This is a genomic window from Chryseobacterium caseinilyticum, assembly GCF_014837145.1.
Classification (GTDB): Bacteria; Bacteroidota; Bacteroidia; order Flavobacteriales; family Weeksellaceae; genus Chryseobacterium; species Chryseobacterium caseinilyticum.
This window is the reverse complement of sequence record NZ_JACYFS010000003.1, coordinates 12,504-31,450: the sequence shown is the minus strand read 5'-3', so window position 1 is coordinate 31,450 and position 18,947 is coordinate 12,504. Positions and strand designations below refer to the sequence as shown.

At 37.4% G+C, this 18,947-nt stretch carries 18 protein-coding genes and 2 tRNA genes; 7 read left to right on the top strand and 13 right to left on the bottom strand.

What is annotated here, in order from left to right:
* Nucleotides 1-6: 6 nt before the first annotated feature.
* Complete coding sequence (locus IC610_RS10745; protein ID WP_191736864.1) at nucleotides 7-426, top strand: hypothetical protein; 420 nt, start codon at nucleotides 7-9, stop codon at nucleotides 424-426.
* A 92-nt stretch (nucleotides 427-518) separates the two neighbouring features.
* Here IC610_RS10745 and IC610_RS10740 read toward each other — a convergent pair whose 3' ends face one another.
* Complete coding sequence (locus IC610_RS10740; protein WP_228462909.1) at nucleotides 519-953, bottom strand: META domain-containing protein; 435 nt, start codon at nucleotides 951-953, stop codon at nucleotides 519-521.
* Between the two features lie 85 nt (nucleotides 954-1,038).
* Between IC610_RS10740 and IC610_RS10735 the strand changes: the two genes are divergently transcribed.
* On the top strand, nucleotides 1,039-3,237 hold the full coding sequence (locus IC610_RS10735) for a S46 family peptidase (protein WP_191736863.1): 2,199 nt from the start codon (nucleotides 1,039-1,041) through the stop codon (nucleotides 3,235-3,237).
* A 53-nt stretch (nucleotides 3,238-3,290) separates the two neighbouring features.
* Here the strand turns inward: IC610_RS10735 and IC610_RS10730 are convergent, their stop codons facing one another.
* From IC610_RS10730 to IC610_RS10705, 6 genes are all read right to left on the bottom strand, one after another.
* Nucleotides 3,291-3,794 (bottom strand): hypothetical protein, encoded by a 504-nt coding sequence (locus IC610_RS10730; RefSeq protein ID WP_056083671.1) that lies wholly within the window; start codon nucleotides 3,792-3,794, stop codon nucleotides 3,291-3,293.
* 72 nt (nucleotides 3,795-3,866) lie between these two features.
* A complete protein-coding gene (scpA, locus tag IC610_RS10725) occupies nucleotides 3,867-5,978 on the bottom strand; it encodes a methylmalonyl-CoA mutase (RefSeq protein WP_191736862.1) in 2,112 nt (703 codons plus the stop codon).
* Nucleotides 5,979-6,499: 521 nt separating this feature from the next.
* The gene (locus IC610_RS10720; RefSeq protein WP_228462917.1) at nucleotides 6,500-8,545 is read right to left on the bottom strand and encodes a prolyl oligopeptidase family serine peptidase; all 2,046 of its coding nucleotides are present in this window, start codon (nucleotides 8,543-8,545) and stop codon (nucleotides 6,500-6,502) included.
* Between the two features lie 140 nt (nucleotides 8,546-8,685).
* A tRNA-Val gene (locus IC610_RS10715) sits at nucleotides 8,686-8,760 on the bottom strand.
* 33 nt (nucleotides 8,761-8,793) lie between these two features.
* Nucleotides 8,794-8,868: transfer RNA gene (locus IC610_RS10710), tRNA-Val, on the bottom strand.
* Nucleotides 8,869-8,907: 39 nt separating this feature from the next.
* Nucleotides 8,908-10,152, bottom strand: coding sequence for a bifunctional folylpolyglutamate synthase/dihydrofolate synthase (locus tag IC610_RS10705; protein ID WP_191736860.1), 1,245 nt, complete (start codon nucleotides 10,150-10,152; stop codon nucleotides 8,908-8,910).
* A gap of 183 nt (nucleotides 10,153-10,335) precedes the next feature.
* Here IC610_RS10705 and IC610_RS10700 point away from each other — a divergent pair, with 183 nt between their 5' ends.
* Genes IC610_RS10700 through IC610_RS10680 form a run of 5 tightly spaced genes read left to right on the top strand, consistent with a single transcriptional unit; the run spans nucleotide 10,336 to nucleotide 14,551 of the window.
* Nucleotides 10,336-11,676 (top strand): TolC family protein, encoded by a 1,341-nt coding sequence (locus tag IC610_RS10700; protein WP_191736859.1) that lies wholly within the window; start codon nucleotides 10,336-10,338, stop codon nucleotides 11,674-11,676.
* Nucleotide 11,677: 1 nt separating this feature from the next.
* Nucleotides 11,678-12,268 (top strand): SprT-like domain-containing protein, encoded by a 591-nt coding sequence (locus tag IC610_RS10695; protein ID WP_191736858.1) that lies wholly within the window; start codon nucleotides 11,678-11,680, stop codon nucleotides 12,266-12,268.
* A 3-nt stretch (nucleotides 12,269-12,271) separates the two neighbouring features.
* The gene (locus IC610_RS10690; RefSeq protein ID WP_228462908.1) at nucleotides 12,272-13,354 is read left to right on the top strand and encodes a mannose-1-phosphate guanylyltransferase; all 1,083 of its coding nucleotides are present in this window, start codon (nucleotides 12,272-12,274) and stop codon (nucleotides 13,352-13,354) included.
* Nucleotides 13,355-13,386: 32 nt separating this feature from the next.
* Nucleotides 13,387-14,049 carry a hypothetical protein gene (locus IC610_RS10685; protein ID WP_191736857.1) on the top strand — a complete coding sequence of 221 codons (663 nt, stop codon included), beginning with the start codon at nucleotides 13,387-13,389 and terminating at the stop codon, nucleotides 14,047-14,049.
* On the top strand, nucleotides 14,015-14,551 hold the full coding sequence (locus IC610_RS10680) for a GNAT family N-acetyltransferase (protein WP_191736856.1): 537 nt from the start codon (nucleotides 14,015-14,017) through the stop codon (nucleotides 14,549-14,551). The genes IC610_RS10685 and IC610_RS10680 overlap by 35 nt, the downstream gene beginning before the upstream one ends.
* A gap of 73 nt (nucleotides 14,552-14,624) precedes the next feature.
* Here the strand turns inward: IC610_RS10680 and IC610_RS10675 are convergent, their stop codons facing one another.
* The 6 genes from IC610_RS10675 to IC610_RS10650 form a co-directional block, all read right to left on the bottom strand.
* Entirely contained in the window at nucleotides 14,625-15,926 is a 1,302-nt protein-coding gene (locus tag IC610_RS10675) for a C2 family cysteine protease (protein ID WP_191736855.1), read from the bottom strand.
* A 14-nt stretch (nucleotides 15,927-15,940) separates the two neighbouring features.
* Nucleotides 15,941-16,336 carry a hypothetical protein gene (locus IC610_RS10670; RefSeq protein WP_191736854.1) on the bottom strand — a complete coding sequence of 132 codons (396 nt, stop codon included), beginning with the start codon at nucleotides 16,334-16,336 and terminating at the stop codon, nucleotides 15,941-15,943.
* 145 nt (nucleotides 16,337-16,481) lie between these two features.
* Nucleotides 16,482-16,808 carry an SUF system Fe-S cluster assembly protein gene (locus tag IC610_RS10665; protein ID WP_056083710.1) on the bottom strand — a complete coding sequence of 109 codons (327 nt, stop codon included), beginning with the start codon at nucleotides 16,806-16,808 and terminating at the stop codon, nucleotides 16,482-16,484.
* A gap of 18 nt (nucleotides 16,809-16,826) precedes the next feature.
* A complete protein-coding gene (locus IC610_RS10660) occupies nucleotides 16,827-17,519 on the bottom strand; it encodes a 3'-5' exonuclease (RefSeq protein WP_191736853.1) in 693 nt (230 codons plus the stop codon).
* 87 nt (nucleotides 17,520-17,606) lie between these two features.
* Nucleotides 17,607-17,954: a tRNA-binding protein gene (locus IC610_RS10655; RefSeq protein WP_191736852.1), complete on the bottom strand. Its 348-nt coding sequence runs from the start codon at nucleotides 17,952-17,954 to the stop codon at nucleotides 17,607-17,609.
* Nucleotides 17,955-18,012: 58 nt separating this feature from the next.
* Nucleotides 18,013-18,792 carry a hypothetical protein gene (locus IC610_RS10650; RefSeq protein ID WP_191736851.1) on the bottom strand — a complete coding sequence of 260 codons (780 nt, stop codon included), beginning with the start codon at nucleotides 18,790-18,792 and terminating at the stop codon, nucleotides 18,013-18,015.
* Nucleotides 18,793-18,947 lie beyond the last annotated feature (155 nt).

Genomic DNA, 18,947 nt, shown 5'->3' with positions numbered 1-18,947 from the left:
ACTATTATGAAATCATTATATATCATCCCATTTCTGGCTTTAAGTCTGAATATTTACGCTCAGGAAAATAAAAAGTCTACTGAAAATCTGACTCAGGAAGCTGAATCTTACAAGGAGTCCAAAGCTTTTGAAGCGAAAATGATGCAGGAAGCGAAAGAAAATCAGAGTAAGAAACCCTCTGTAGAACTGGCTTCGGAGCAAGGGTTAGCTGAAAAGCAAAAAAATGTAAAAGCTGAAACGCCAAAAGATAACTCGGGAAAGTTGCTGCCCAATACGGCTAGTCTGGAAGAAGTTTTAGCGGCAATTCCGGGAAGGAAAGTGACAAAAGCGAAACAGGCCAATACTGCGAAAACCGAAACAAAAGGATTTGTATTGACGCCGGAAATGACTGTTTACGACATTAAAAAAACAATTCCAAAAAACTAAACTAAACACAAAAACTAATAACCATTTTTCTTTTCATGAATAAGTCCGCTTTCTATGGCGGACTTATTTTTTTATTTAAATTTTTATCAAAACTAATCCCAGTCGGCTGCGATAAATTTCATTTGATTACCTTCCTCATCAGATAAGGTTAGAAAATGACCTTCAACCTTATAGTTTTTCACCTTTTTAAATTCTTTTGAAAATTCATCTTCAAGTTTCATGTTTTCACAAGCCATCAAAGTAGATCCGACTCCGGAGATTTCTATTTTGTCTTTAGATTTAATCTCAGCAGTGAAAAACATTCTGTTGCAGCCCATGAATGCACCGCCCTGTATTTTTTTGTCTTTAATTTCCGATGTTAAATTGATTTCAGCCTTGCTTTTTACCAGTTCTTCTTTAGTGAAATTTTTAAATGAAACCAACATCCACTGTCTTTGGATTTGTGCATTATTAATCTTTGCAGATGAACAGTTTAAGATCAATCCCAAACACAGAAACCCTATAAATATTGATATTGTCTTTTTCATTCGCTTTATCTGTCCATTTTCATACCATTTAAGCAGTAGATAGCGTAAAAATTAGTAATTTAGCCACACAAAAATTATTTAGAAAATGAAAAGAATACTTTTACTATTCACTTTTTTACTGAGTTTCGCTCAGATGAGAGCTGATGAAGGCATGTGGCTTCTGATGCTTGTCAAGAGACTTAACGGTGTAGACATGCAAAAAGAAGGTCTTCACCTTACTCCGGAAGAGATTTATTCTGTAAACAATTCAAGTCTTAAAGATGCTATCGTAAGCTTCGGTGGATTCTGTACAGGAGAAATCGTTTCAGACAGAGGTCTAATTTTTACCAATCACCACTGTGGTTATGGTGCTGTAGCTGCGGCTTCAACGCCTGCCAAAGATTATCTGAAAGATGGTTTTTGGGCAATGAAAGATAAAGATGAGTTTAATGCTAAAGATCTTTACGTAAGATTTTTAGTGAGAATGGATGATGCTACGCAGAGAATCAATTCAAAATTAAACAATAGGATGTCTGCTGCTGAAAGAAAAGCAGTAATCGATGCCGAATCAAAAGCAATCCAGACAGAAAATTCAGAGAACGGAAAATATACAGTTGTAGTAAGAGATTTTTTCAATGGAAATGAGTTCTACTATTTTGTATATCAGGATTATAAAGATATAAGATTGGTGGGTGCTCCACCTTCATCATTAGGTAAATTCGGTGGAGATACAGACAACTGGGAATGGCCAAGACATACTGCAGACTTTACAGTTTTCAGAGTTTATGCTGACGCTGCGGGAAATCCTGCAGAGTATTCTCCAAGCAACGTTCCTTTGAAGCCAAAGCATTCACTTCCGGTTTCTTTGAAAGGAATTAAGCCGGGTGATTTCTCAATGATCTTAGGCTACCCTGGAAGAACAAACCGTTACCTCACTTCTTACGGTATCGATCAGATGGTGAACAAAGACTATCCGGCTTGGGTAGAAGCTTCAAAACTGGCGATGGATGTGATGAAGAAATTTATGGACAAGGACAAAACCACACAGTTGGCTTACGCTTCACAATATGCTTCAGTAGCCAACTACTGGAAAAACAGACAGGGAACAATTGATGCCGTAATCAAAAACGGAACAATTACTGACAAACAGAATGTAGAAAATACATTCAGAACGTGGGCAGTACAACCTGCAAATCTTGAGAATGAAATGGTTTTAGACGAAGTTAAAACCTATTACAAACAGACTTCAGACAGAAATGTTGAAAGAAACTATGCTTCTCTTTTAACAAGAAATTCAAAATATTTCTCAGTAGCACTTCAGCTTTCAAGCTTATTCAACAGCTATGCATCTCAGGATTTGGCGGGTAGAGTAGCTATGAAACCTAAAGTAGAAGATGCAATCAAGCAGACTTACGAAAGCATCAACACACAGCTTGAAGGTGAAATGATGAATTCTATGGTAAACCTTTACCAGACAAAAGTGAAAGCAGATGTTGCATCGCCGACATTGATGGCTCTTGATGCTAAGAATCTTTCTAATGTTGCATTCTCTTCAATTTTTGCAAATAAAACTTCAGCTACCAATTTCCTTCAGAATCCTGACCGTGTGAAGCTGGATGCAGATCCGTTATTGAAAATCGCAAAAGGAATTATGGCAGATCAAAAAGCTTCAGCTGAAAGATTTGTAAAAATTGATGATAATTTTGCAAAAAACAACAGACTGTTCCTTGCAGGATTGATGAAGGCTATGCCTGAGAAAAAATTCTATCCGGATGCAAACTCTACAATGAGACTTACTTACGGACAGATTACAACATTGCCTGTAAGAGACGACAGAAACTATTTCGGAGTTACAGATAACTATTATACTACAATGGAAGGTTTAGTAGGGAAGTACAAGCCGAAGGATGAAGAATTTGATCTTCCTCAGAGAGTTTTGGCACTTCAGGGAGCTAAAGATTACGGAATGTATGCTGACAAAGCAGGATATTTACCGGTAAACTTCCTTTCAGATAACGATATTACAGGTGGAAACTCAGGTTCTCCGGTAATCGACGGTGACGGTAACCTTATCGGTATCGCATTCGACGGAAACAGCGAAGCTTTAAGCGGAGACATCGTTTTCGAAAAAGAATGGCAGAAAACCATCAGCGTAGACGTTCGTTTTGTACTTTGGACAATCGACAAATATGCCGGTGCAAGAAGAATCGTAGATGAGCTGAAACTGGTAAAGGACGAAAACACTCCTGCAGATACAGGAAAATCTAAAGTTCCTACTGCAGCTCCTGCAAAAAAGAAGAAGTAATCAAAATTGCTTCATAAAAAAACCGGTATGTTTTTCATACCGGTTTTTTTTGTTTAATCTTTAGATCCCAATCCATCCATTGTATCTCCCATACCCTGTTCTGGTGTAGTGGTATAATTTCTTTCTGAACCAAGGAAGTATAAATTGTGTTTTGCCTTAGCAATAATTCCTCTTTCTACATCCTGAGGGATGTCGTCCGGAACCTCCTTTCTGATAGTTTCGCCTTCCCGCTGTTTTATGATTTCGATAGCTCCTTTTCCGTCTAGAATCGATTTTGCTCTCTGTGCTTCATCGTAGCTGCTGGTGTACAAAACGATAGTGGTGTTTCCTCTGCTTTTTTTGCTGTAGGCATCAAGCATTTCGGTGTCGTTGGCAAACATGTGATCCCAAAAATGCCTTGTGTTTTCATCATCCTCAAGATCATTTGCAGAATCAACATCTACTTTAGATTTTGAAACGATAATATTTTCATCTGAAAATCCTTCGCTCCTTAATTGTGATTTTACTTCCTCGGTGTCAGTTGCCGGCGGAAATACTGAAATTACTGTATAAGCCATAATATTTTGTTTTTGGTTATGGCTTTAAATGCAAATGGTGTGCAATTTTCTGAATTCTTATTAGATTTTAATCTAAAACCTGTTCAAAATATCCACCGCACACTTCGGTAAATTCGTTCCGGGACCGAAAATAAAATCAGCACCATTCGCATACAGATATTCATAATCCTGCTGTGGAATTACGCCACCTACGACAATTGTAATATCTTCTGCACCTAGTTTTTTCAGTTCTTCAACAACCTGCGGAACCAAAGTTTTGTGACCTGCCGCCAGAGACGACACACCCAAAATATGAATGTCATTTTCCACCGCCTGTTTCGCTACTTCTTCAGGAGTTTGGAATAATGGCGCAACATCCACGTCAAATCCCATGTCGGCAAAAGCCGTTGCAACTACTTTTGCACCGCGGTCATGACCATCCTGACCCATTTTTGCCACCATAATTCTCGGGCGGCGGCCTTCTTCTTCTTCAAATTTCTGAGTAAGCTCAAGGGCTTTTCCAAAGTATTCGTTTTTACCTGCATTCATAGCGTAAACTCCCTGTATTGTTCTGATGTTGGCTTTGTAACGTCCGAAACTTTCTTCCATCGCATCGCTCATTTCGCCCAAAGTCACTCTTCTGCGGGCTGCCTCTATGCAAAGTTCTAATAGATTTCCGTTCCCGGTTTTAGCACAATTTCTAATATCATTTAAAATTTGGCCGACCGCCTCGGTCTTTCTGGTTGATTTGATAGATTCAAGTCTTTCGATTTGTTTTCTGCGGACTTCCGTGTTATCGATATCTAAAATGTCAATTGGCGTTTGTTTTAAACTCGATCTGAATGAATTGACACCAATGATAAATTCTTCGCCGCTGTCAATTTTCGCCTGCTTTTTTGCGGCTGCTTCCTCAATTCTCATTTTTGGAATTCCTGCTTCGATGGCTTTGGTCATTCCGCCTTCTTTTTCTACCTCATCGATGAATTTCATGGCTTCTTCGATCATCTGCTGGGTTAAAGCTTCTACAAGATTACTTCCGCCCATCGGATCAACAACATCGCAGATTCCGCTTTCCTGCTGAAGAATAATCTGTGTATTTCTCGCAATTTTCGCAGAATAATCCGTCGGGAGTGCGATGGCTTCATCCAAAGCGTTAGTATGCAAAGACTGAGTTCCTCCCAAAGCTGAAGATAAAGCTTCGATGGCAGTTCTTGTGATATTGTTAAATGGTTCCTGTTCCGTCAAAGACCAGCCGGAGGTCTGAGAATGCGTTCTTAATGCTAAAGATTTTGGATTCTGAGGATTAAACTGCTTTAACAAAGTTGCCCAAATATATCTTGCAGCACGCATTTTAGCAATTTCCATGAAGTGATTCATTCCGATTGCCCAGAAAAAAGACAGTCTTGGAGCGAAGTCATCGACATTCATTCCTGCTTTTATTCCAGTTCTTACATATTCCAGACCGTCGGCTAAAGTGTAAGCCATTTCCAAAACCGGCGTGGCTCCGGCTTCCTGCATGTGATAGCCTGAGATGGAAATTGAATTGAATTTCGGGATATTTTTAGATGTATATTCAAAAATATCAGCAATGATTTTCATGGATGGTGTCGGCGGATAAATGTAAGTATTTCTCACCATGAATTCCTTTAAAATATCATTCTGAATTGTTCCTGAAAGCTTATCCTGAGAAACGCCCTGCTCTTCTGCAGCGACAATATAAAAAGACAAAATCGGCAAAACGGCACCGTTCATCGTCATCGAAACTGAGATTTCATCCAGAGGGATTTCATTAAATAAAATCTTCATATCCTCAACAGAATCAATCGCAACACCAGCTTTCCCAACGTCACCCACTACTCTTGCATGGTCCGAATCATATCCTCTGTGGGTTGCCAAATCGAAAGCTACGGAAAGTCCTTTTTGTCCGGCTGCCAGATTTCTTCTGTAAAAAGCATTGGATTCTTCAGCAGTTGAAAAACCTGCGTACTGACGCACCGTCCACGGTTTCTGAACATACATTGTGGAGTAAGGTCCCCGTAAAAAAGGAGCAATTCCCGGTGAAGAATCGCTGATAGTCTGATCTTTAATATCCTCAGAAGTGTATTTTGATTTCAATTCAAGACCGTCTTTCTCGAACTGATAGACTTCCAAATGTTTTTCTGATATAGTAAATTGGGGATTTTTATTTTGAATTTCCCTTCTCATGCTTTCTGATTTAAGATTTTAAAAGTAAGCATTTTTGGATTAATGTTTCGGTGCTGATTTTCAGTTTGAAAGAATAATTTTAAACACATCAGTCATAGGAGATTTTTTAAAATTGTTCCACATAAAAGGACACATTATTCTTTGAAAAAAATTTGATTTTCTTTCTAGTTGATTCCTGTTTTCTAAGCTTGTTGTAAGCTTGAAGCGACTTAAAAATCTTTAATTGGTTTTAAGATTTTGATGAGGATCAGAGGATTTCATTCTATTCTTTGATAAGTTGTTACTTTGGGACTTTTAATCACCTACACAAGTTTCATTAATAATGTTTTTTTGCCATGAATGCACGAATTATCATTATTAAATTTAGTAAAAATCCAATTTCGCAGGAAAATAACATTCGTGAATTCGTGGCGATTTTTTAATTGAAACAGATAAAAAATAATCTTTAAAAGCTTTAATAAAAAAAGCGACACCGTACTGTTACAATGTCGCTTTTATATTTAATTAAAAATAGTATTTTATTATTTTCCTAATTTTTTCACACCCATTTCATACAGCGCAAAAGAAAGTAAATCTGCATTTTCACTGATGACCTGGTCGGTTGCTCTTCCTGCACCGTGACCTGCATTCTTTTCAATTCTTATTAAAATTGGGTTGGCACATTTCTGTTTTTCCTGCAATTCTGCCCCGAATTTAAATGAGTGTGCCGGAACCACTCTGTCATCGTGATCACTTGTAATAATCATCGTTGATGGATAACAGATGCCTGCTTTTACATTGTGAACCGGAGAGTATGATTTAAGATAATCAAACATCTCCTTGTTGTCTTCGGCCGTTCCGTAATCGTAAGACCAACCCGCGCCGGCAGTGAATTTATTGTATCTCAACATATCTAAAACACCCACTCCGGGAAAAGCGACTCTGGCCAGATCCGGACGCATCGTCATGGTTGCCCCAACCAAAAGTCCACCGTTTGATCTTCCTGAAAGTGCCATGTATTCTTTTGAAGTATAGCCTTTAGCCTGAAGATATTCTCCGGCTGCTATGAAATCTTCGAATACATTTTTCTTATCCATTTTCGTTCCTGCATCGTGCCATTTTTTTCCGTATTCTCCACCACCGCGGATGTTTGGAACGGCATAGATTCCGCCATTTTCCATCCAGATGGCATTGACAACCGAGAAGGAAGGCTGTAAGCTGATGTTGAAACCACCGTAAGAATACAGCATTGTCGGATTTTTACCATCCATCTTAATTCCTTTCTTATAGCTGATCATCATCGGAACTTTTGTACCGTCTTTTGATGTGTAAAATACCTGTTCAGAAACGTAATCTTCAGGATTGAATTTTACTTTTGGCTTCTGATACACCTCAGATTTTCCGGTGTCTGCATTGAATTTATAAGTCGTTCCGGGTGTAATATAATTGCTGAAAGAATAGTACATTTCCTTCTCCTTTTTCTTACCACCGAAACCACCAACATTTCCTTTTCCAGGTAGAGAAATTTCTCTGATCAGTTTTCCATTTTTGTCGAACTGTTTAACTTTGTCAATTGCATCAACCATGTAGGTTGCAAAGAAATATCCTCCGCCTGAGGAAATACCCAACACATTTTCTGTTTCAGGGATCACGTCTTTCCAGGTTGCCGGAGTTGGATTTTGGATGGTAGTTTTCACCAAACGCATATTGGGTGCATCTTTATCGGTAAAAATATAGAGATTATCGCCGTCGGTGTCCACAATATTGGCATTGATATCAAAACCGCTGTTGATCTGTACGAAATCGCCACCTTTTTTTAGGTCTTTAATATAAACTTCATTTCCATTGGTTGCATTGGCTGCAGAAATAATCAAATATCTTTCGTCTTCAGACAGGTACGCTCCCAAATATCTTCTCGGTGTTTTTTCTCCTCCGAAAATCAACTGGTCGGCAGATTGTTTTGTACCTAATTTATGATAGTAAACCTTATGTTTATCAGTCATACCAGAAAGCACTGTTCCTTCTTTCGGTTTATCATAACTCGAGTAATAAAAACCTTCATCGCCCTGCCATGCAACACCACTAAACTTGACGTCAACAATAGTTTCGTCGATTTGTTTTTTGGTAATTGCATCGATGATGATGATCTTGTTCCAGTCGCTTCCACCCTCTGAAATAGCATAAGCTGCCAGATTTCCTTTTTTATTGAAAGACAGACTTGAAAGTGACGTCGTTCCTTTTTCTGAAAATTTATTTGGATCTAAAAAAACTTCTGTTGTTTTGGTTTTGTTATCGGTTCTGTACAATACAGATTGTGCCTGCAGTCCGTTATTTTTATAGTAATACGTATAATCTCCTTCTTTAAAGGGTGCACCGATCTTTTCGTAATTCCAGATGTCTGTCAGTTGTTTTGCGATTTCCTGTCTGAACGGAATTTTAGATAAATAATTCTGGCTGAAAGCCACCTCTTCATCCACCCATTTTTTGGTGGGTTGAGAGTCGTTTTCCAAATCTCTGTACGGATCTGCAACGGCAGTTCCGAAGTAAGTATCGGTTTGATTTCCTTTTATAGCTTTAGGATAATTCATTTTCTGAGAATAAAAAGTAGCTGAAAACAATACTCCAGCCGTTAATAAGATGGGTTTAAAATTCATTGTGAAGGATTTGACCAAAAATAAGGAAAGTTGGGGGAATAAAAAAAGTCTCCTAATAAATTAGAAGACTTTTGTGGGCCCTGAGGGATTCGAACCCCCGACCCTCTGGGTGTAAACCAGATGCTCTGAACCAACTGAGCTAAGAGCCCTGAATTTTTTTGAAAGGTTTCAGTAAACCTTTGTGGGCCCTGAGGGATTCGAACCCCCGACCCTCTGGGTGTAAACCAGATGCTCTGAACCAACTGAGCTAAGAGCCCTAGACGATTTCTCGTTTTGAGTGGTGCAAATATACACACTTATTTTATATCAGTCAAGTTTTTTTCTAAAAATTCTCCCACTACAAAGTTACTTCCGCCAATAAAAATCATTTCTTCATTTGTACATTTCTGTTTTGCAGAAAGATACGCGTCCTGAACAGAATCAAAAATTTTATAAATTATTTTTGAATTTTTTAATAAATCTTCATACTCGCCCGGGTGACGGCCTCTGTTAATGGAAGGTTTTGCAAAATAAAACTCAGAATTTTCAGGAAGAAGAGACATGACATCATCAATTTTCTTGTCATTTACAAAACCTAAAACAACATGTTTATGTTTCGGAATTGAATTTAACTGTGAAAAAACAAATTCCAACCCAGCCTGATTGTGTGCCGTGTCACAGATTGTAAATGGATTTTGAGAAAATTCAAACCAGCGGCCGATGAAACCTGTGTTTTGATGAACATGTAAAAGTCCGGTTTTTATATTTTCATCTGAAATTGCATAATTCTGTTTCTTTAATTCTTCAGTCAGAGCCAAAACTACTTTTATATTCTTATGCTGATAGTTTCCTTTTAAATCTGATTTTAAATCTGATTCCAACAAAACTGCATCGATAAGTGGTGCATTTTCTTTTTCAGCTTTAGCTTTAATAATATTTCTGACTACTTCATTTTCATCGCCGAAGACAATTGGAACTTGAGGTTTAATAATTCCTGCTTTTTCAAAAGCAATTTCTTCAATGGTGTTGCCTAAAATGTTCTGATGATCGAGCTGCACGTTGGTGATAGCCGAAACTAAAGGTGTAATAATATTGGTGGAATCCAGTCTTCCGCCCAAACCAACTTCAATAATAGCAAAATCCACATTTTTCTGAGCAAAATATTCAAACGCCATGATGGTCGTAAACTCGAAAAAAGAGGGCAGAATATCCTGTGGAAGTTTTTTTAATTTTAAAATAAAATCATAGACAAATTCCTTATCACAGTTTTTTCCGTTGACCTTTATTCTTTCGGTAAAATCGATGAGGTGTGGGGAGTTGTAAAGCCCGACAGTGTAGCCGGCTTCCTGTAAAACTGATGCCAACATATTGCTGGTAGAGCCTTTACCATTGGTTCCTCCGATGTGAATGCATTTGATTTTTTCCTGAGGATTGCCAAAAAAAGCACAGAGTCTTGTAATATTGTCCAATCCCGGTTTATAGGCTTTCTCACCGTCAATCTGATAATTAGGAGCCTGTACGAAAAGCCATTCTACAGCTTCCTGATATTGCTGATGTGTCATGCCACAAAATTCCTGAAAGTTTTGGTAAAATAAAATATAAATTTTGCATCCGCTGTAACTTTTCTGTAATGGTTTCGTCTAATGTGAAAAAAGCTGATATGAATTCGCTGTATTTTGGTTTTTCAAAAACCTGTAAAGAAATTACGACTGAATTTTAGCTTTAAAAACAAAAAATAAGTCAATATGAAAAAATTTCTGATTCTTTTTGCGGGACTTTCTGTTTTGAGCCTTAGTGCTCAGAAAAAGTGGTCACTGCGGGAATGTGTAGATTATGCTGTGAAAAATAATCTGCAGGTAATTCAGAATGAATATAACAAACAGATACAGGATGTCAACCTGAAAATTGCCAAAAGCAACTATCTGCCAACTGTGTCTGCCAACATGGGAAATAATGTGAGCTTCGGGCAGGCTTCTCTGGGAACGGGAAGTATCAGGAACGACAGATTCAGCAATAATGCCAATATCGGAGCCGATATTTTACTTTACAATAACGGAAGACTGGAAAAAACTGTCAGAAAAACCCAGTTTGATGTTGAGGCAAGTCAGTATGATATTGAAACCATTAAAAATGACATTTCACTTCAGATTGCACAGCAGTATTTAAATACACTTTTGAATAAAGAGATTGTAAAAATAAACCAGAGCGCGGTTACCAATGCACAGAAGCAATATGACCGTTCCAAAGCAACTACAGAAGTCGGAACTACTGCGCAGACTGTTTTGGCAGAAGCTGCAGCGGCTCTGGCAAGAGAAAAGCAAAATTTAAAAACCGCCGAAATCAATGTAGGCCGAAGTCTTTTTGCATTGGCTCAGCTCCTTCAGCTTAAAGAATATAAAGATTTTGATGTGGAAGATGTTGTTGTAGATGATAAACTTACTCCTCAATTGGTTTCTGTAGATGAAGTTTTAACGACTGCTTACGAAAATCAGCCTCAGGTCAAAGCTGCGGAGAGCAGAATAAAAGCAGCAGAAGCTCAGACGGTTATTACACGTACTTCGTTTTATCCAACACTTACAGCGACAGTTGGAGTGGGGAGTTTTTATAATAATTTACTGAATACCAATAATGTAGGATCGGAATTTTTCTATATTAACGAAAGATCTTTTTTCCGTCAGTACAAAGATAATTTTGGTCAGCAGGGCGGACTTTCATTAAATGTTCCGATTTTTAATAAAGGAATTACGAGACTTCAGGTGGAACAGGCAAAAATCAATGAAAGTATTGCCAAAAACAATTACGAACAGCAGAAATTTGCCATCCGACAAAGCGTTCAGCAGGCCCAGTTTGACGCCGATGCCAACTACGAAATTTATCTTGCTGCCACAGAAGCAGAAAGAAATACAAAACTTTCGCTGGATTTTGCTGAGAAAAGCTATGCCGCGGGCCGTTCTACAATTTTTGACGTGAATATTGCCCGAAACAACTATGCCAATGCGCAGGGCTCGGTGGCTCAGTCTAAATACAATTATCTTTTCAGTTTAAAATTATTAAATTTCTATGCGGGAATTCCTTTAAGTTTGTAAAATGTCTATTCAAACGCTGGAAAAATTTTTGCCGGACAACTGTGTCAGCCATCTGAAAAAATGGTTTGCCGGCCATTCCATTCACATTACAATTACAAGAGAGCGCAAATCTAAACTGGGAGATTACAGAAAAAAGCGTGATGGCTCGCATGAAATTACCATCAATTCTACACTTCAACCCGAACTTTTTTTCTTTGTTTTCACTCATGAGTTGGCTCACCTCCTTGCTTTTGAAAAGTACGGCCGAAGAATTGCACCACACGGAAATGAGTGGAAACATACATTCAGAATTATGTTGATGGAAAGCATTGACGTTTACAGCAAAGAATTACAGTCAATCATCATCAGATTCTCCAGATCTCCGAAGGCTAATTTTATGGCAAGTCCGGAACTCGTTAAGTATTTTCATTTTGAAAAAAATGATGATGATGGCGTTTATGTGGAAAGCATTAAGAAAGGAGAAAACTTTATCTACCGAAATCAAAAGTATGTTTTAGAAGGTCTGATCAAAAAAAACTATCTTTGTATGAACCTCGAAACTGGCAGAAAGTATTCTTTCAGGCCTTTGGCGAGGGTACAAAATTGCAGTTAAAAAATGTCAACATCAAATCAATACTGCGTAATCATGGCAGGTGGCATCGGAAGCCGTTTCTGGCCATTGAGTACGCAAAAATTTCCAAAACAGTTTCAGGATATCCTGGGGACGGGTCGCACGATGATTCAGCAGACCTACGACCGCATCAGCAAGCTTATTCCAAAAGAAAACATTTTCGTAATTACGAATAAAGAATACGTTGCTCTTTCTCATCAGCAGCTTCCGGAAATCCCTGAGGCAAACATTGTGGGCGAGCCGCTTGTGAAAAATACTTCAGCCTGTAATCTGTACATGGCCAATAAAATCGGGGAACTGAATCCTGATGCCACGCTCATCGTTTTGCCCGCAGATCATTTAATTTTAAAGGAAGATGTTTTTCTTGAAAAAGTAAAACTTGCCTTGAATTTAGCTTCCAAAAATGATTATCTGATAACTTTGGGGATCGTTCCAACCAGACCGGAAACCGGCTACAGATATATACAGTACGTAGAAAGCAGGCAGTCTGATTTGCATAAAGTAAAAACACTTACTGAAAAACCAATTTTAGAACTGGCCAATACTTTTCTGGAAAGCGGCGATTTCCTCTGGAATGCAGGTATTTTTATCTGGAATATTAAGACGATTCACAAAGCTTTTGAAGATTTTCTTCCGGAAATGACGCAGCAGTTTACTTCGTGTGAGTATAATTCTGAAAGTGAAATCAGCTGTATTGAAACCATTTATCCTAAAATTCAGAAGATTTCCATTGACAACGGGATTCTGGAAAAAGCAGAGAATGTACACGTTATTCCTGCCGATCTTGGCTGGAGTGATCTGGGAACATGGAGATCTGTTTTTGAGAACAGTGAAAAAGACGAAAATAACAACGCCAACCCGCACAAACATTCACTTTCCTACAACTCTTCAGGAAACATCATTCATTTAAAAAATGTAAATAAAGCGGTCATCGTAGACGGATTAAATGATTTTATCGTTGTAGATACAGACAAGGTTCTTCTGATCTGCCCGAGAGATCACGATCAGTGCATCAAAGATTATGTTCTTGATCTGAAAAACCTTAAAAAAGGGGATAAATTTATGTAAAAAGCCGGCATTATGCTGCCGCAACTCGATTTATGAACAGTTTAAAGAACACCGGAATTTTAGTTTTAATGCTTATTTCAACTCTTGTATTTTCACAGGAGAAAAAGAAATTTGCCAGCTTACAAAATGTTTTGGCTCAGATAATTCCGAATGACAAATATGATTTCTGGGTTTTGGTGTATAACGAATACGGCAAAAATAAAGAGGTGAAAATTTCAGGTTCAAAAAAAGATTATCTGCCACAGTTTTCCGGTTTTGATCTTACACCGAGTGAAGATACTTTTTTCTATATCGTTAATTCTAAAGGGGGTAAGATAAGTTATATTACAGATTTAAAAGATCTCAAATCATTTATCGGTAAAATTGATAATGCCGAGGAAGCAGCGCTGTCAGCGGTTTTGGAAGGTTATATTATTGATGATGAGTTTGTAGACCTTGCCGCCAACTATTATCAGGATTCAAAAAATTACTATCTCGACTTGGGAAAAGTGACTTCTGTGGAATGTCCGTATCAGAAAAAACATTTCACGCTTACAGTTTCCAAAACTTCGGGAATGATCGAAAAAGCTGAAGAGAACGGTTCTTACATCGAACTTTATAATAAAAAGTGCAAAAACAATCCGAGACTTTTAAAAATAGAAAAAAAGCCTGAACCGAAAGATGACCCCAAAAAACAACCTGCAAAACGAAGATAATTTCTTTGCTACTGAAAGGCTCATCATCCGCTTGATTTCGCTAGACGATGCTCAGCTGATTTTTGATCTTTACAACATGCCGAATTTCATAAAGTTCATCGGAAACAGACATATCACAAGTCTTGAAGCTGCTGAAAATTATATTGAAAACAGATTTTTCCCGCAGATCAACCGTCTGGGTTATGGGAATTATACTGTTATTTTAAGGGAAGGAGATATTAAAATTGGCGCGGTCGGCATTTTTGAGCGTGACGGATTGGATGTTTCGGATATTGGTTTTTCTGTCCTTGAAGAATTTGAAGGAAAAGGTTTGATGTATGAAGCAGCCGCTAAAATAAAAGATGAGGTCATGAACCGGTTTAATTTAAAAAAGATTTCAGCCATCACTACCAAAGACAATATTTCATCCCAAAAATTAATTGAAAAGCTGAATCTAAAGTTCAAAAACTTCGTCACACTTCCCAATGAAGATGAGGAATTGATGTATTTTGAAACTGAGTAAAATTTAAATATAAAAACTTCCACAAAGTAAATCTATGGAAGTTTAAATATAAAGTTTAGATTGGTTTAAGTCATTACTTCGCTACACCCATACCAGCAAAATAATATTTGAAGGCATTGATTTCCAGAGCGAAAACTCCGTCGTTACCAATCATGTTAATTGGTCTCCAGAAGCTGTTGTCGAAGAAACTGATGAGCCCCTGATAAGAATTTAACCCGTTTGGTTCTGTCACTCCCCAAGGATTTCTAAGAATAATATAACTTTTGTTGTTTACAAATGCCCAACCTAAAATGGTGTACGCATGATTCGCCACAATATTTGAGCCTGAATAATTCCCTGAACCGTATGTCCATGCTACCATTGGGTTAATGGTTTTCATGCTCATCGAATTTTCTCTCACAATACCATACAGCTGATCTGCAGTTCTTGTGTTGGTATAATAATACAGCGGTGTTTTGTTGTTCAATTGAGCGATGGCTTTTACAGGATCTCCGTAAGCTGTTTTTGTAATATCCGGTTTGTCGTCTCCTGTTTGGTTAATCCATTTTGCGAAAGCTTTTTCGTAAACAGCAGGCCAGATTTCGCCTGCATCATTACTTCTGCAGTACACAGGATTGTTTGAAGTAGTGATAATAGTACTGTCTGTTACTTCAATTAATTTGCTTGGTGCATCCTTTCCGCCGCCTTTTGTGTAAAACTGAATAGCATTTACACGCTGTGTTTCTCCCGTTCCTGTAGCTCTCACTTTATGCTCTATGGCATAAGGAGTTGCCCACGCCAAAGCCGCAATCGCAGAAATGAAATAGCAGTTTCCTACAGCACCCTGAATAGGATCGTTAAATTCCGTTACATCATTGAAGAAATTTCCACGGTCGCTCCACAGGCAGTTTGCCGGCGTCCAACCCAGATTAATGTTTGGAGATCCGAAAACGATGTCTTTGATGACTGGAGAAACCATAGTGTTGGTGATGGTATTGTTGAGTTTCGGTACATTCAGAACAACTTTTACGTCTCCTTTATCAAGTCTTGCATTTTTTATTTCAACGCTGTCCAGGTCTGTAATTCCTGCCTTTGAAAGATCTTTCAGATTTTTGATGGTTGAAAAATTGATGGTTTCCAATTTGTCTGAAGATCTTACTTTGACATCTTCTGCCCTCATTGTTTTCACAGTATTGTCCCTTTCCAACTGTAAACCTGCGTACAGTGGCGAATTAAATTTAATATCAAATAATTCAGAGTAACTTTTTTCTAAAGTCTGCTCCAGAATCTGATACGATTTTGCGTCTGTCCAGTCAAATTTTCTTCCGGTGATTGCTTCTGTTAATGCGTAGGGATTGATTACTCCTACAAACATTTCTTTAGGTGCTTGATCCATGATAATAATTGTTTTTAATGGTTAATGATTTTATTAATGATGTTTAAAAAATCAGGGTTATAGAGGTAGAGAAAGCGATTGAAAAGATGGATTCCTTCCAGATTATCATTCTGAATAAAAATTTTTTCAGATTTACCGTTGATGAACTCAATGCTGCGCTGGCTCCCACCGACTTCCGGCGAATTTTGTCCGAAAGTTCTGAGGTTGTTAATTCCGACAATCAACTGTTCCAGAATTAAAACATTGACTTTTTTTGTTTCAGAAAAAATATTTTTCTCGTCAAGGTCATAGCCTTTAAAAACTATAAGTTCGGCACTTCCATGATCTGAAAAAATCAATTCGTAACGGTATGCGTATTCAGGCGGAACGCTTCCGTTGTTAAATGATACAATTACTTTCCTTGTTTCCATAACTCTAATTTGATACTCCAAAATTAGAACTTTGCAACCATCACAATATCAGGGTTTTTACTATTTCTGCACCGTGAAACCACTGAAAATGCAAAAAGCTGCCACAATTGTGACAGCTTTCTGTATGTTTCAGCTAAAATTAATATTAAAGCATTCCTAGCTCAAATTTTGCTTCTTCGCTCATCATATCTTTGTTCCAGCTTGGTTCGAAAGTAAGTTCCAGATCTACATCATTTACATTTTCCACCTCTTTCACTTTATCTTTCACCTCTTGTGGAAGCGTTTCTGCAACCGGACAGTTAGGCGTTGTAAGCGTCATAATAATCTTTACATCGGCTTCTTCAGAGATCTGCACGTCGTAAATTAATCCCAGCTCATAAATGTCTACCGGAATTTCGGGATCATAAACCGTTTTTAAAACACCAATTATTTCTTCACCAATATCTGCGATCTGATCGTCTGTAAATTTCATTTTTATGATTAATCTAAATTAAGAATATCTTTTCAGTAAATCTTCCTGACGCATGCGCCGGAAAATATTGGCCAAAGTTAAGACATCTTTTTCACAATAGTCTACTATTCTCTGCAAGTCTTTTTCTATGTAGTAAATTGATGAAACCATTGATCCGTCGATATCGTCTTTTGGCGTCGGAATCCCGAAAACATGTGCCAGAAGTTCCAGTGAAACAAAACTTTTATAATCCCCGAATTTCCAGAGTTCCATCGTATCGATGTGTGGAATTTCCCATGGTTTTTTTCCGAAAAGCTGGAAGGGAGAAGGCGGTTGCATTCCGTTGATTAAAAATCTTCTGGCAATCCAGGGGAAATCGAATTCCTTGCCATTGTGAGCACAGAGAATCACGTCGCGAAGCCTCATGCTGTTGAAAATTTCACCAAATTCTTCCAGCAGAATTTTCTCATTGTCATTTGCAAAGCTTTTGATTTTTAAAGTGTCGTTTTTCTCGACCATTCCGATAGTAATGCAGATAATTTTTCCAAATTCGGCCATGATTCCTGCCCGATCATAAAAATCTTCTGCGGAAATTTCATCCTTGCGCTGGTATCTTGTTTTTTTATCCCAAAGCGTTTGTTCGGTATTGGGAATTTCGTTCCAGTTTCCATGTTGCGGAACGGTTTCTATATCAAGAAACAGTATTTTTTCTATAGGAATATTTTGGATCATATTGTGTTTGGTTTTTCTAAGTAATAATATTTGTCATTTCGAACCCTAAAGGTTTTTAATCCATTAGTTTTGAAATTTTTGTTGAATTTAACCAACCTGCAGTCCGTTTTTTACAGGCAATGAAGGCGAAAGAAGTGTCACGTCTTTGGAATCTTCACCATAGACACCTAAAACAAGACATTCACTGAAGAAATTGGCAATCTGTTTTTTCGGAAAATTCACTACAGCTAAAATCTGTTTTCCCACTAAATCTTCCTTGCTGTAGAGAGAAGTGATTTGCGCTGCAGATTTTCTTATTCCCAAATCTCCAAAGTCGATTTCAAGTTGATAGGAAGGATTTCTGGCTTTTTCAAAATCATTTACAGAAATAATTGTTCCGCAACGGATGTCTAATTTCTCAAAATCTGGCCAGGAAATTTCGGGTTTTAAATTCATTATGCCTAATTAATTTGATGAAAACAAATATATTAATTTCTAAACCAGAATTCCGAAATCATTTATTTGAATTTGTTAATATATCCAACGTTTCTGAAGTTACAACACCTGTAAAAAGGTCTGGATACATCAATTTATCCTCCTTCGTTAAAAATTTATAGAGATTTTCATTAAGAATTATTTTAAAATTGGCTCCATAAGGAATCTCAGCATCCAGTTGCGTATAAAATTCATGATAATCAAATACATTCTGTCTTTTAAGGAACGGATTAAAATAAATTCTATATTTAATTGTTGCTTTTGGATTGATCGTTACCATATTGTTGAGAAGGTACCAATTATAAACTGCGTATAAATTGCTTGGCAGTTTATTTTTCTCCTTCCATTGTTTTATAACTGTCAACCTATCTGTCTTCGATTGATTTTTTTCCATTGCATCCGGTGGTGGAATAATATTCAGATGGTAGGGCATATCAAATTCTTTATCAATGAATTTATTTTTTTGAAACAGGAAAGGATGAACTCCCAAAACATTAAATAAGTCCGGATCAGTTCGGAAATCTTCTCCTTTATAATATCTCCAAATGTCTTCAGTATATGGTAAAGCATAACTGAGTGTATCTAAAGGCAAAGAAATTGTTTTTTTGGTGTTATTTATAAGTGAAATCTCAAAAATATGACCTTTATATTGAGATTCCATACTCTTGACAAAATCGTTATCCGGAACATATTCTTTAAATTCATCATAATTAAGTTCTCTAACTTTTAAAGAAAGCTGACACAGTAGAGAGGTACTGATGAAAAATAAAATCGCTGAAAAATTTTTTTTTATGCCCATAAGTTATCATTTGATTTGCAGAAAGGGATACTTTATTTGTTCAGATCCGGAGTATAGCAGAGACTTCTTTAAGATTCGATTTAATTAAGACCAGTTGTTTTAAAACAAAAATATTGAAATTTAGATTTAAAATTTAGCTAAAAACTCTTTAGTGC